Annotated in this window: 6 protein-coding genes and 1 pseudogene; 4 read left to right on the forward strand and 3 right to left on the reverse strand. The window is 58.3% G+C overall.

The window, feature by feature from the left end:
* Positions 1-87 precede the first annotated feature (87 nt).
* From ACZ89R_RS09165 to ACZ89R_RS09180, 4 genes and pseudogenes are all read left to right on the forward strand, one after another.
* Positions 88-1,333: pseudogene (locus ACZ89R_RS09165) on the forward strand (dipeptidase); the annotation flags it as partial.
* Positions 1,334-1,793: 460 nt separating this feature from the next.
* Entirely contained in the window at positions 1,794-2,612 is an 819-nt protein-coding gene (locus ACZ89R_RS09170) for an alpha/beta fold hydrolase (protein WP_429547873.1), read from the forward strand.
* Positions 2,613-2,900: 288 nt separating this feature from the next.
* Positions 2,901-3,461 carry a lipid-binding SYLF domain-containing protein gene (locus ACZ89R_RS09175; RefSeq protein WP_429545979.1) on the forward strand — a complete coding sequence of 187 codons (561 nt, stop codon included), beginning with the start codon at positions 2,901-2,903 and terminating at the stop codon, positions 3,459-3,461.
* Positions 3,462-3,701: 240 nt separating this feature from the next.
* Positions 3,702-6,701: a TIR domain-containing protein gene (locus tag ACZ89R_RS09180; RefSeq protein WP_429545978.1), complete on the forward strand. Its 3,000-nt coding sequence runs from the start codon at positions 3,702-3,704 to the stop codon at positions 6,699-6,701.
* Between the two features lie 81 nt (positions 6,702-6,782).
* Here ACZ89R_RS09180 and ACZ89R_RS09185 read toward each other — a convergent pair whose 3' ends face one another.
* The 3 genes from ACZ89R_RS09185 to ACZ89R_RS09195 are packed head-to-tail and all read right to left on the reverse strand — an operon-like array spanning position 6,783 to position 15,181.
* On the reverse strand, positions 6,783-12,728 hold the full coding sequence (locus ACZ89R_RS09185; RefSeq protein ID WP_429545977.1) for a CHAT domain-containing protein: 5,946 nt from the start codon (positions 12,726-12,728) through the stop codon (positions 6,783-6,785).
* A gap of 38 nt (positions 12,729-12,766) precedes the next feature.
* Positions 12,767-13,564 carry a caspase family protein gene (locus tag ACZ89R_RS09190; RefSeq protein WP_429545976.1) on the reverse strand — a complete coding sequence of 266 codons (798 nt, stop codon included), beginning with the start codon at positions 13,562-13,564 and terminating at the stop codon, positions 12,767-12,769.
* A 24-nt stretch (positions 13,565-13,588) separates the two neighbouring features.
* Positions 13,589-15,181: a hypothetical protein gene (locus tag ACZ89R_RS09195; RefSeq protein ID WP_429545975.1), complete on the reverse strand. Its 1,593-nt coding sequence runs from the start codon at positions 15,179-15,181 to the stop codon at positions 13,589-13,591.
* Positions 15,182-15,361 lie beyond the last annotated feature (180 nt).

A 15,361-nucleotide genomic window follows, 5' to 3' on the forward strand; every position in this document is an offset into this window, starting at 1 on the left:
CGCTCAAGCGATGGCCAACGGCATACTTTTTTTGTCTCAACATCCCGGACAACTGGCGGACGCACTGAATGATCCAACTCTATGGCCGAAGGTGTGGGCATTCACGCCCATGCCGACGTGGTGCCGGTGACACCGGAGAACTGGGTGCTGCAGGATGGCACTCGGCTCGATCCGTTCAAGGTCACCCTGATCGGCGACCGCATGTATGGCCGGGGCACCGAGGATGACAAGAACGGCATCGTGGTCGCGCTCTACGCCATGAAGGGTCATCAAGGAAGAGAAGCTGCCGCTGGCACGCAACTTCAAGCTGCTGGTAGACACCACCGAGGAAACCACGGGGGACGCCATCCCCTACTACTTCGAACGTAACCCGACCCCCAACTACAACCTGGCACTGGATGGCGGCTACCCGGTGGTGATCGCCGAGAAAGGCTACGGCACCATCATGGCCAGCTTCGCCAAGCGCAAGGCCCAAGGCAAGGGCGCCGAAATCACCTCGATGACCGGCGGCCTGGCCACCAACCAGATCCCATCGACCTCGGTCGCCACCCTGGTGACAGACAAGCCCGCGCAACTGACCGCCAACCTGCAAAAGGCTGGCACCGAATATGCCATGCGCAATGGCGGCAACTTCGACGTCGCCGCCAAGGTAGTCGGCAAGGACGTCAAACTGACCGTCACCGGAGTGTCCGCCCACTCCTCCGAGCCCGAGTCCGGTGTCAACCCGGTGGCCAGGATGCTGGACTTCATCAATAGCCTCTACGGCAAGGTCGCGCTCAAGCACAACCACATCACCGACGCCGCCCGCTACGCCGCCGACAACTGGGGGCTGGATTACCTGGGTGGCAAATTGGGGGTCGGTTTTTCCGATGAGTTCATGGGCCCACTGTCCACGTCTCTGACCTATGTCGGGATGGATGACAAAGCGTTTAAACTCGCGGTCAACCTGCGCGTGCCAAAGGGCAAGTCCCCGGAAGCGCTCAAGGCCGAAATCGCCGCAAAGCTGGATGCCTGGAGCAAGAAGAGCAAAATCGCACCGGCATTCGACTACTCGATCGCCGAACCGATGTACCGCAACCCCGAAGGTGAATGGGTCAAGGCCCTGCTCGCCGTGGCCAGCGAAAACCTCGGCATGGAGCACAAATTCGGCACCTCCGCCGGCGCCACCTCGGTGCATGAACTGCCCAACGGTGTGCAATTCGGCCTGGCCATGCCGGACGTCAAATACACGGGTCATAACGACAACGAGTTCAAGACCACCGAGCAATTCCTGCTCGACCTGCAGATCGTGACCGAGATGATGGGCCGCATCGGGCAATTGCCGAAGCTTTGATTCACCTGGCGGGGGCGCCGCCCTTGTAGGAGCCAGGCTTGCCGGCGAACCAGGCGCCGCGGTGCATCTGTAATACCGCGTTATCGTTCTTCGCGGGCAAGCCTCGCTCCTACAGGAGTTGAGTGCCCCTTGCACACTTTCCTGATGCTCATACCAAAGCGTTAATTTCACACACCCATGTCCAGTGTTCAGTGTTCAGTGCCTTGGTTTGCCCATAAATTCTCAGCTGCCGAGGCGACGCCGGACGGCCTGTGCCGGGCTTTGCAGGCGCTACCTTTAGAACACACATGAGTGTCGATAAATGACTGATGAGACAAGCGGAACCACCCGTAGAGCATTGATGACAACCGGTGCCATGGCCGCAGCCATGGCCGTGACGTTGCCTGCACTTGCGACGCAGTCGACCCAGGCAGCCGTGCCGGCGGGCAGCAAAAGCGATGGCAATGCCAGTGGCTCGGGGATGATCACAGTCAAGGACGGCACACGGATTTTCTACAAGGATTGGGGCACCGGACAGCCGCTCGTGTTCCATCATGGCTGGCCCTTGTCCAGTGACGACTGGGATGCACAGATGCTGTTTTTCCTCAGCAAGGGCTTTCGAGTCATTGCCCACGATCGCCGCGGCCATGGTCGTTCGTCGCAGACCGCTGTCGGCAACGAAATGGATACCTATGCCGCCGACGTTGCTGAACTGATGGCGCATCTCGACATAAGGAACGCCGTGCATATCGGTCACTCCACCGGTGGTGGCGAGGTGGCACGCTATGTGGCGCGTCATGGCCGCGGGCGCGTCGCCAAAGCGGTGCTGATTGGTGCCGTACCGCCGCTCATGCTGCGTACCGCGAAAAATCCGGGCGGCCTTCCCCTGGAAGTCTTCGATGGTTTGCGCAAAGCCCTGGCCGACAATCGCGCGGAGTTTTATCGAGATTTTCCGACAGGTCCGTTCTATGGTTTCAATCGCCCGGGTGCGAAAGTCTCGCAAGCGATCATCGACAACTGGTGGCGCCAGGGCATGAACGGTGGGATCAAGGCGCAGTACGACTGCATTCGAGCCTTCTCGGAAACCGACTTTACCGATGACTTGAAGAACATCGACGTGCCGACACTGGTGCTGCACGGCGAAGACGACCAGATCGTGCCGATTGCCGATTCGGCACACCTGGAAATCAAGCTGCTCAAACATGGCACGTTGAAAACCTACCCTGGCCTGCCCCATGGCATGTGCACCACCCATGCCGACGTGATCAATCCGGATCTTCTGTCGTTCATCAAGGGCTGATGCTCGCGTCGCATGTGCCGAATCGCAATGAACCGGCACCTTGCACCCACTGGAAACAGACAGCAATCCGCCACAAGCGACCCCTGACGATGTACGCGGCCATCACTCAGTGGTCACAACAAGTGATGGCATCGCAACTGTTCACTGGCCTCGGGCCTGCTTCATTCAGCAGCGACGCTTGCATTTCACACATTTCAGGGTGCGCCGGATAACGTTCAGTGAGTTCGGGTCCTGTCTGAAACAGGCGCTGACCGCTGCCATCCCATGCTCCCTTATCGGAGTACGCAAATGACTCAATCAATACGGTTCTTCCTGGCGGTCTTCCTCGCGGTTGCTTCCTTGGCATCGGCCAGTCTCCTGAATACTGCAGGAGCCGCCACCGCCGAAGATCTGAATGCCGACTCTCGGCAAGCATTGCAAACGTTGTACAAGACCCACCCATTTTCCGAAACCATCTCGCACAAAGCCAAGGCCGTGCTGGTCTTCCCGAAAATCATCAAGGCCGGCCTTGTATTCGGCGGCAGCTACGGCGAAGGTGTTTTGTTGAAGGGCACGAAAGTAGAGGACTATTACAACTCCGTCAGCGGGTCCTGGGGGTTACAGGCAGGCGCCCAGTCATATGGCTATGCGGTTTTCCTGATGACTGACAAAGCGGTGAAATATGTCGCCGAAACCAAAGGTTGGGAAATCGGCGTCGGGCCAACGGTGGTCGTGGTGGATGAAGGGATAGCCAAGAACCTGTCCAGCTCGACGCTGAAAGACGACGCTTACGCATTCATCTTCGACCAGCAAGGACTGATGGCCGGGATCAGTATCGAAGGCACGAAGATTTCCCTGATCAAACGTTAAAACGGAGGTTTGGTTGATCGTCGGGCGAGTGATGGCAGCCTGTGCCAACGTGGGTGGATATTCCATCCGGCACGGCTGCCACACAGTCCTTTGCGGGACGTAACTGTTCAGGCCACGACGACTTTTTTGGCTCGTTCTGTAGAAGTAACAGGCAGGACATGGTATGGCGCAAGCTATATAAATAGATTTTTGACTACACTTTGTCTGTCAGGAGGCCTTGACTGCATGTAGGTGAAAACCATGGCTACATCCAGTAAACAAAAGCGCAGCGCGCCCGATGCACATGAATATTCTTTGATCTCTAGATGGATGAGGTCAGTGAGGACATTTTTCGCTACGCAATTGGGAGGGGCGGATACGCCTTCGACTAATTTCAAAGCCTTCATCTCTTATAAGCACACTGTTAGACCAAATTTTACATCTCAACTCGAAAAAGCACTGAAAGTCTACGCGAAACCACTGCTGGCCAGGCCCGTAAAGATATTCAGGGATGACAATCACTTTGCGCCAGGTATTGATTTACCTGGGCTCATTATAGATGCCCTTGAGTCCTCGGAATTTTTAATTTTCTTAGCCTCACCTCAAGCGGCACAGTCAACATGGGTCAATGATGAGCTCGATCATTGGTGTGCAAAATTAAAGTTGACAAAAAACCTGATAATTCTTCTTGTTGAAGGTGAGATCACAACCAAAGACGATACAAAGCAGATTGACTGGGAGCGGACGAACGCACTGCCACTTTCCTTGAGGTCGCACCTGAAACGCGTTCCGCTTTATATCGATATGCGCGAGCTTAGCAAGATCGATCAATTGACCTTGTCGAATCCAGATTTCAAAAAAACAATAAATGGAATTTCTGCACGCTTTCGCGGTATTGACCCTAACGAGATGTTGGGTGAAGAGGTTAAAAGTTACCGTCGAAGTATCAAGCTCCGCAACAGCGCAGTGTCCGCACTTGCAATATTATCCTTGATCGCCATAACGACTGCCTTTGTTGCTGTAGCACAGAGGAAGGAGGCACTTCAACAAGCCAAAGTTGCGTTATCACGACAGCATGCGGCGGAATCAAGCAGCCTTATATCAACAGACCTTGATCAGGCAATATTTCGCGCCGTGAGTTCCGTCAATGCAAGTCAAACTTTTGAAGGGCAAAATGTCCTTTTCCAAGCGTTAACTTACAACCCTGAAATCGAAGCTTTTATCTATCGAAGGCAGGATAAAAGTAATCATCCCGTGCTTTTTTCGTTTGACTCGCCAGGAAGTAAAATAATAATTGCAGACGGTGACACATTGAAATTGATTGATTCAAAGGAGAACATTAAACCTATAAAAGATGAGGCACGCTTGCCGACTGGGCAAGTGAGTAGTATTGCGTATAGTCACACGGGGAAAGTGTTAGCTGTCGGAGGGAGCGACGGGAGCATCTCAGTTGCAAACCTATCTCGATGGCCGATGATGGCTAAACCTGTAAAAATATCCGAGAATGCAATTGATCGATTAGTATTTAATGCTGCGGATGATCAACTGTTTGCCATAAGTGGCGAGGTCATATTTAGTTTGTCTGTTCATGAGAGCGGCCTGACTCTCGTTGAGAGCGTCAAAATCAGTGGGGAATCCACTGAAGGAAGAAGAGCTGCGGTAGCCAATACGGCCGTCAGTGCTGATGGCCGCTTTCTTGTAACCGGAGCGGGGACTCACATTATTGTGTGGGACATGAGAGGCTCTATCCGGAAACGCTATTCTTTCGACATAAGAAAACAATTCACCTACGTCGTTAGAGAAGTTGCGTTTAGCCCTGACGGGGAGAAGCTGGCAGTTGATTTAATAGCAGCCTCCGACGGCATCCCCATAAACTCAGTGGAGATTTATGGCATTAAAGGCTTGGAATCAATTGACGGAGCCATATCCATAACCAACTTGCATTCATTAACTACAGAGAAGTTTTTTTTGCGCAGTTACAACAGACTGGCATTTAATAGCAACAGCGACCAACTCTTAATGAGCGATAGGGATTCTGTATTTAAAATTGTTAATTTGAATAGGGGTGAGGGTAACAATGGAACAAATGAGACAACAAGAAGTAGTGATAAACACTCCACCAAGGCCGATATAAAATCGATCAAGGTGACTGGGATTACGGGCATGGTGTATGAGCCGCACTTTTCACCTGATGACAAAAGAATATTGCTTGGTGTCGGCAGGAATATTATATTGTGGAATCGTAATCCACCACCAAAATTTGAGCGTTCTCTGACAAATTACGTAGGCGCACCGGTTAGCTTAAGATACTCTGAGAATTATGAAAATCTTATTATGGCGCTGAATACTGGTTTTGTTCATGTATTTGATCTGCACGGAAAGTCTCTAGAGGTTCCCAAGTGGCTTTCCTTTAAGGGCAATAAGATTTTTCTTTCCAAAAATGGCGAGATTGCAGCATTTGTGGAGGGTGATCAGCTGAATTTTCAAGAGGCCAAGGCGGGTAAGCTGTCTAGGCAGTTTGGACTGGATGGTTGGGAGATTTTGGCGCTCAGTTCTGACGGTGCTTTCATTGCGCAATTTCGCGATGGAGTGCTCAGGGTGCTAAATACATCTAATTTTAGTGAGATATGGCGATCGAAAATTTATGATAATTCTCAAGTAGAAAATCCACCAATTGTTGCACCAGGTGCAAATTTTTCGAAAGACGGATCTCATTTGATTGTGCATATTTCCGGTGAGAAAAAGTTGACACTGTTGGATGTGTCGTCCGGCAATCTTATAAACAACTTCGATACTGGAGCCGAGAGATTTTGGGATTGGCCACCTGTAGCTAGTGATAACGGCGAATGGATTGCCACAGCGGCAGACAGTCTCAGCGTTTCAGTTATTAATACTTTGACACGAGAGGTGAATATAATTGATGTACGAGGCAATGTCTGTAGTGTTGTATTCAGCCCGGATAATGAACGCATAGCCATAAGCTATGAAAGCGAGGAAGAAGATGCTGACGAGTCATTTGATTCCAGATATCATCCAGCCGAGTACGGGGTGGTTTTTTGGAAAGTTTTAGAAGGCCGGTGGGAGGCATTTAACATTAAAACCTCCCAACCACCATGCCAGGTGGTATTCAACCAGAAGGGCGATCAGCTGGCGGTTGCGACCTCTGCTGAGGAAGATGAGCCAGCTCAAATCTCTATCTGGAATATCTCGACCACTCAGTGGGTTGAAGCTGCCCTTCGATATATTCTGTATCCACAATGAATGATCTGCATTGTTCTCTTTGCGCTTCAAGTTAATATTTTCGTCTTTATGTGCACTGGCGGTTGAGCTGCGAGAACAGCTTCACTGCTTTTCCTTGTGCAAGTCATCGGCCACGGTGCGTAGAGTCCTGGCTTGTTGGCTGTTGCCCTTGGCCCCGCGCAGTGCCAGGAAGCTGGCCAGCAAGCGCAGCTGGCGCACCACCGAATCAAACTGCCGCCCCGAAGCCCGCTGGCCCTGCAAGGCATCCCAGTACAGGTCACGGAGTGCCTCGGCCGGTTCTGCCGCGACTGCGCCCGGATGCTGCGGCAGGCTGCCGGTCAACAGCCATCCGGCCACCGCCGCATCGGCCGACATCACCGCATCGAAGAAGTCGAAGCCCTTTTGAAAACGCGTCCGCGCCGCGGCTTGGCAGCGCAACACTTCGCCCAGATCGATATGCACAACGCCCAACAGTGCATCCAGTTGCAGGCGGTTGATCCGTCCATAGGGGTTCCATTCGGGCAAATTGGGGTCGCCCTCGCCCAGCGCGTAGGCATCACGGGCCAGGATCAAGGATGGCCGCACGGCATTCCAGGGCGTGCCTGCCATTGCCAGGATCACGGCCTTGCGCTTGTGCGCACTGCCCAGGATCGCCTGGCGCTCCGGATGACCCGCGCCAATGACTTGGGCCTCGGATGCGCTATTGGGATGCTGGCTGGCCAGCATGATCAGCGCCGTGGCCCGGGTGATGGCATCATCGATAAGTGAAAGTGCCGCTTTTTCCAGCTCCATGGCGTGCGCCGCCTGATCACCCTCGCGCAGCCCCAGGGCCTGCTCGGCCAGGGCATGGGCGCGTCGAGATTCCAGATTGACCAGTTGTTCGACCGCACGCAGGGGCACCACGGCTCGGGCGAAATCGGCGGCGATGGACTGTAGCAAGGCCCCACAAGCCGCCTCGTAGCCAGATGCCCCACATTCGCTGTACAAAAGACCCAACGCGTATTGGATTTCGGGCATCTGCGCCCAGGGTAGCGGCAGGCTGCGCAGGCGCTGAGCAATGCGCCGCGACAGGTTTTCGAAATCGAACCGCACAGCAGTTGCGCATGGCGCCAGGGCGGCCAGGCGAATGCGTTCGATCCAGTCCAGCAGTTCCTCGGGGGCGCGCAAGGGCACCTCGTTATTGATATCGCCGGGCATCAGCTTGAGCTGGAAGGATGGATCGCCATAGGCCTGGTAAGCCCCCCAGGTGTTGCAGTCGGGGTAGCCGTCGAGCACGCTCAGGCGAGCGGTGGAAATTGCCGCACCAAAACTGTCGCCATGCACGGCCATGCGCGTGAAAAAGGTTTCGGCAAAGGTCTTGGCGGCATCGTCACGCACTTCCCAACCGGCCGCGACCACACAACGCACGCCCATGTTGATCAACTCGCGAGCAAGGCTTGCGGCCAGTCGGTTATCACTCTTGGCAAACTCCTCCATCTTGGCCAGGTGACAGCAACTGAGAAACACCAAGTCAGGCACGGTCTCCATGCGGTCGACCTCGGCCGCCGTGAGCAATAGCCCATCGGAGAGCACCACGCCGCTGCGCAGGATGCCGTCGGAACCTGTCTTGGCGAATATCCCGTGGGCCGCCACCACCAACACGCGATAAGGCCGGGCGAACATCTGGGTGAATACCTCCCCGGCGTTAGCACCCGGCAGTACCGGGTAAGTGGTGTAGCCGGCGCCGTCCAGCACCTGGGTCACCACCTCGCCCTCCTTCGCCGCGCCCTCCAGATCAGGCAGGCAATCCTGCGGCGGCGTACCGGCGAGGGTCACCTTCTGACTCCAGTCCGGGCCCCCGAACTGGGTGTAATAGCCCTCGGTACTGGGGTTGGCAATGATGCATGCGCTCATGCTGTCGGTGCGCAGTACTTCCCGGCGAAAGCGCTCGGTAATGAACTGCCGGATCATGCGGGTGCGCCGGATCAGCGGCTCACCGTTGGTTTCCAGCATTTCCCATGGCAGGTTGGCGCTGCTTTGATCGACCATCAGGATCAGGTTGCGCGATTTGCGCACCGATGACTTGAACTCGATGGGCAGCAACAGCTGGAACAGAGTATTGCCAAAGAACGAGTTCTTGCGGTAAAGCGTGCAGGCCTGGCCCTTGAGCGAACTGTCGACCAGCTTCTCCACCAGCCCTGGCTGGCGCTGCTCGACCAGGGCTTCGACCCGGGCCTTGTCGCCCATGTACGAGAAGCGAAAACTTTTGGCGCGCAACGCGATGGTCCCGGCCGGATCACCGCCAGGCTTGCCGGTGTATTCGACAAGGTCGTCGCTGCTGACCGACAGGCGCGGCCAGTAATCGCTGAAGGGGCTGACGCTCAATCGCTGGCGCACCCCTTCGCCGTACAGCAACTCATCAGCCAGGTCCAGCTTGGTGTCCAGCTGCATCAGTTCAGTGGTCAGGTCCTTGTCCAGTTCGCTGACGGCATAGGCTGCCGAAATCGCCGTATCACGGAAAACCTCGACCAATTCCAGGCGCGAGATGAACGCCAGGGTTGCGCTACGTTCGGCCGCCCCGGCGGTGAAATCGCGATTGGCCAGCAACACTCCGAGCACCACCGCCTTTACCGAGTCGCCGACACTCAACTGCGCGGTGGAATTGGTGCCGATCAACAGGCTGGCCAGGCGCAGCGACAGCGGCGCGCCTTGGCTGGCGGGTGCGAGCTCCCCCGCGTCCTTGCCGTAGAAATCCGAGGCATGCAGCAGATAGCGCAACACGCCCGCGCGCACGGCCTGGGTCACGCCTTCACTGGATAGCGTACCCATTTCACCCAACCCCACCACCAAGGCACCACGGCCGGTCTGGCGCAAGTGTTCCTCGCTCGAACGCGGCATCAATACCACGGTGGCATTGCCCAGTTCCCCGGAATGCAGGCCCAAGCGCTGGCGATGGTTCAGCGCACCGTTGACCAGGGTCTGATCGATGACCGCTTCGGCGCCGGAAATCGGATCGCCACGATAATGCCCGCACATCACCGGGACCTGGACAAAGCTCAGGTCCATGGCCTTGACCACGATCTGCAACACGCTGCGCTTGCGGCTGCGCAGGATGCTGCTGCGGCTGCCGAGCATGCGGCTGATCAGTTCCTGGTCGGTGGGATACATGGGTGGCCCGCCCCGGTAGCTGACCAAGGGGGCGCGCTGTTCCTCACCGCGGCTGACCGGCAGGCGCCCCAGTCTGTTGGGCACGCCTTTGCTCAACAGCGCCTGGATCTCACTGAAGTACTCGCGGGTGCCGGTCAGGCCGCCATGGTCGACCGGCATGAACCAGTAGCGCTCCTCGGGCAGGTTCGGTAAGCGACCGGAACGCCAGGTCACCGAGCCATCGCCACTGCTGGTGCCGCGGATCATCAACCGCGCCGGCTTGCTGCCCTGGTCGATGATCTGCAGGCCACAGGGGGTGTTGTCGGCCTTGCCGAATACATAGGCGATACGTGTTTGATCCAGGTCGACCCAACGGGTGTCGAGCATGTCCTTCCAGAATGCCCGCGCCTGATCCAGCGCAGCCTGGTTGGGCTGCCCACCCAGGTTATCGCCGAACCAGAAGTCGTCGTTGAGCCGAGCAAGGTTTCGCCAACTGCTTTCCTGGTAAAAATCCACTTCGGCAGGGCCCGCTGTGTCTTCGAAACCGGGGGCAGGCAACAGGTGCAATGCCCCGGGGAAGCCTGCGACGACATCGAGTATTTCCTGCAGGTTGTGGGTGAAGTCCACCCGCGCCAGCATGCGCACGGTATCGGATTGCCCCAGCAGGTTTTCGACGAAGGCATAGGAACCCTGGTTCGGGGTGCCGAGCATCAGCAACCGACCACCGGGTCGCGCCACCAATTCCGGCCAAAGGGTCTTGTCGGCGGCAAATGCCGCTCGCACCAACAAGCCACCCATGCTGTGGGCCAGCAGCCGGATCGGCTGATCCGGATTAGTGGTCAGCGCTTTGCGGATGACCTCGGCAAGTTCCTTGCCCAGTGCCGCGATAGGCTGACGCCAGTCATAGTCGTGGACCATGACTTGATGGCTGATCTGCAGAAATCCCACCAACTTGCCATAGGTCAACTCGACCAGGCCGTCCTTGCGCACGGTACGGCGGCTGTCGATGGCAATCCGTGGCAGGCTGCCGGTGGAAAGGCCCAGCGGGTCGAGCCAGACGCGGTTGCCGTCGGCCGCCAGATGGCTGCCGAGGATGCCCGGCAGGAAAATCAGTACCGGCCGGGCATTGGCTGCGGTTGGCGGCTCGCCACGCTCGGGTTCTACATCCGCGCCCCGGTCCTGTTCCGGCAGCGTCAGGTCTTCCTGCCAGGGCGCACGTCCCTGCGGCACAGGGTCGAGCAGCCAGGTCCCCAGGGCACTGGGCAGCGGCAGGTTCTGGTACTTCACGTCATCACGGAAGTAGCGGAAATGGTTGACCTGGCTGCTGTGCACGAAAATCGCCCGGGACTGCTCGACCCGGGTGAGGATGCCGCCGTACATGGATTCAGTATCGACCACCAGGTCGTTACGCGCCCGGTCGAAAAACGCCCAGTCGACGAACATGACCCCGACCCGCTGCAAAACACCGGCGCCAGTGGCTTCGATGTCGCCGGCGATCACCGCCATCTTCACCGAAGGCGACACCCGCGCCTTGCCGAGCAACATGCTCATCGGCGCTTCGGGCAGCATGGCCTCGATGCCGGGCACCGTTTGTGGTTCCAGGCGTTTTTCGGCGATTTCCAGGACGATACGGCTGAGAAACTTCAGCCCGCTGTCGGCCAGCTCCTTGGCCTTGGCCCCGGCCACCGGAGTCGCCACCAGGCCGGCGGCGGCACCAATGCTCCAGGCGCCAAACTTACGCACCAACCCCAGCAGGCAGGACAGAAACACATCCAGGTTATCCGAAAGCAGAGAAGTCCCACGGGCCGGTGCCGCCACCCGCACATAGCGCCCCACTTGGAGGTTTTTCTGTTTGAGCAAATCGACCAGCTGGCGCAACTTGAGCTGCTCCTGAGCGACGAACTGCTCGCGCTCGACGGCCAAGGCTGGGTTTTTGCGCTCGCGCTCGGCCTCATCGGGCCTGGGATTGCTGCGGTAGCGTTCGATCAGCTCACCCAACCCTTTGTCGGTCGGGTCCAGGCACAGCAGGTCACCCACCAGCCCGCCACGCGAGTGGGTCACTACGTTGAGACGAGTGCCGGGCGCCAGGCTGGTAACCAGGGCCAGGGCGTTGTCGATCGGGCTTTCGGAAAAGGTCCGGTGCTCGAAACCGAATATGCGCTGGCCAAAGGTATTTTGCAGGGCACGCCAGGCGCCGGTACCGGGCAAGTCGCCAAAGCTGCCCAGGGTGTGCGAACCGGTACCGTGAATGAACACCAGCAGCGGCCCGGCCTGAGCGGCTTCGGCCAGGCGTGGGTCTTGCGCTGCATGCAGGTCCTGGTCCTTGAGCAGCCCGCCATCCCAGCGATACAGCCCGGGCTCGCCGGCCAGGCTGCGCTCGATCACCGCCATCAGGGTCTTGGCGCTTTTGCGTGCAGCCCAATCGATGATCGGGGTGCCAATCACCCCGGTGATCTGCTCGCGGGCCTCGGCGGTGATTGCATCGTCGCTCAGCGCCAGTTCGCTGATCTGCTGCCAGACCCAGCCCAGGGCGCCGCGACTGACATCCGCCTTGTCGCGCAAGCCGGCAAAATCCACCGCACCAGAGGTGTCGACCAGTTCCGGGCGGGTGCGCCGCAGTTGCTCAATCAGAGTGTCGGTACGGATGAAAATCGTGGTCCCGTCGGTCGCCTCCAGCGCCAGCAGGCTCTTATTGCTTGCCAGCACTTCGGCATGGGGAGCATCGCCGCTGCGGCTGGCCGGCGCCAACTGCCAGGTGCGCTTCACTTGCACATTGTCCAGCAAGCCGACGCCGGCCCCACCCGGCCCGCGACTGCCGGGCACGGTCAAGGCCTGGGGGATGGGTCCGCCAGCAGTCGCGGCATGCAACAGCGGCAGTTTCAACGCCGGTGTCGGCGGGCTTTGCTCATCGATAGGTTTCATTCCCGCAGTCTCCACGGCAATGGGGTCGGCACGCGGCGTCAGGTCAGGATTTGCCAGTGACGCGCCGTGCGGCTGCCGAACAGCTGTGGATCTTGCGGCAATTGGTTAGTGGGCAGGTAAGCCGGACTGATCGCCTTGATCCAGTCCTGATAGCTGGCCGTGGCATCGAGAGTGGCCAGGGTTTTCAAGGCGTAAAAGGTGAAGGCGCCGTTGGCGCGGTTGTTGAAACGAGTGTCCCAGCTCAACTGGCTGTCAGTGCAACCGGCCAGCAACAGGTCGCCACCGCTGCGCGCTAGGCCGCCCAACAGGTGTTTGGGTCGCTGCGCGACGTTACCCAATTGGTCGGCGGGCATCCATGCCTGGGGTGGTAAAAAGCGCGCACGGGGCAGACCGGGGTCCAACTCGCTGTTGTCGCCACGGGTCACCGACCCGGAATGACAACTGTCGCTAATCAACAGGATGCGCACGCCCCGCGCACGCTGGTTGAAGATCGCCTCGATTTCGTCATCGAGCAGAGCCTGCGCCTGGCCGATGTCCCAGGGGCACAAGGCTTCATCGCGCCCGTCGGGCTCGTCCCCGCTAAGGTCAGGAACCCAAGTGCCATGCCCCGAGTAGGTGAACACCACCAAGCCACCCTCCTCAGCCTCGGCAATGGTTTGCGCCATGTTGGTGATCATGGCCAGTTTGGTGGCGGCGGCATCGATCAATGTCTTGACGACAAAGCCGCGATTGTCCAGGGCCTGCGCCCAGTCATGGGCATCGTTGACACAGCCCTTGAGATCATTCTCGGTGCCCGGGTAGTCATTGATGCCGATGCACAGCGCGAGCTTGTCCATGGGGAACTCCTGGGACGCCAAGTGTCAGGGATGACGCCAAAAGGCAAAGGCCTGGTACTGATCGTCCAGCCACCAGGCCGAGCGGCTCACGGTGTACTTGCGGTTCTTGCCACTGGCCATGGACTGTACCGGCCGCGTCACCCGACCGGCAGCGTCATGCCGGGCCTGGAACTCGTCCTGCTGCGGTACCACCAGAGCGATCTGACCGGCCAGGTTTGGGTCGTTGCGCTTGGCCACGAGCAGGCAGACTTCTCCGGCGTCGGCGGCGGCCTGCAAGGTGGTCAGGTCAAGCTCGCGATACCAGCCGAACTGAGGCCCATGGTCTTCCAGCCAATCGTGCAGAGCGTTCGCGTTGAGTTCGCGCACGCTCTGGCTAAAAGCTACCGGCACGCGGTCACCACGGGCGATGCCCAGCAAGGCGCGCTCGGTCCACCATACCCGTGGCAGGTAGGCGCCGGCCAGGTTGCAATAGTCGCAGGCATAGATGTCACAACAGGTGCTGCCGGCAGTGGCTTTGTAACGGCGATGGGCGGCTGCGGCACAGTCCAGGTAATCGATGATTTTCAGCAATTGAGCCGCCCGGGCCGCGGGCTTGCTCGCCGTACGGTGTGGGCGGCGGCCTTCGCCCAATGGATAGGCCCTGCCCGTTTCGGCTGCCCGGGTGATGGCCTTGAGGTTCTGCTGCAAATGCACCGCCGGCAATGTCAGCTCTGGCAGTGGCGCTTCTACCGGGTCGAACGCGCCCCGGGAAATCGCCAGTGGCGCCAGATACCGTTCGGCCACAAACCCTTCGCGCACCGTCTGGCTGATCGGCACTCGCACCTGCACCCAGCCATCGGCGAGTTGGCTGACGATCTCGACCTTGCAACCTTGGTGAAGTGTGGCCACCCAGGTAGTCGGTGCCACACGTGGGGCCGAACGCAAGTTCAATTGCAAAGGCACCACCTGGTGGCCCGGCTTGAAATCCGAGCTTTCCATAACGGCCGGGGTGCTCAGACCCTCGGGCTCGTCGCGCAAGGCTGCCTTGGCCTTTTCCAGCAGCAGGCGGCGTTCGTCGAAGCCTTTGAGCCCGCCATTGATGGCTTCGGTGATGCGCCGGATATCGTCGGTATCGGCCAACCTGTTCAGGTGGTGGGTGTCCCAGAAATACACCGCCGATTGCGAGGCGAATTGCTGGGCGACGCGCTCGGGCGCGACCACCACATCTTCCTCAAGCCAGCTTGAAAACGCCTTGTAGTTGGACTTGCCCGTGAGCTGCATCAGCCCCCGACCGCGGTAGCGGTAGCCATCGCCGCTGGCCTCGTTGCCGTTGCCCATGCGCGAGGCATAGACGTGGTTGCCGATCATCATCGGCTTGCGCGCGTAGGTCTGGGCCATGGTCCGGGATGGAAAGTACTTGCCGAACACGTTGAGCAAGCCGTCGACCGAGTAGTTCATGTTCTCTTCTACATGCTTGAAGTGCCCGGACTCGTGGACCACCTGGGCAAGAAAATGGGCGATGCGTAACCGGGATTCGATGCCGTACCTGGCCATGGCCGCATTGAGCGGCTCCAGGTACCTGTCTACGTCGGCGCTGCTGACGCCGAGTTTGCCGAGCACATCCCCAGAGAGTTTCATGGTGGGCGCCTCAAAGACAAACATGCTCCAGCAATTTAAGTTCATGCAAAGCGGTATTTCAAGGAGCTCGCCTAGTGCAGCAGTTCAGGATTGCTGTACTAGACTTAAAATGCGCTTTTTCCAGTTGTATGCCGACAATCGGGGACTGCCTCCCCGCCGCTCGACCCTTACCGGAAGGGG

This window comes from Pseudomonas sp. TE3728 (genome assembly GCF_056279145.1).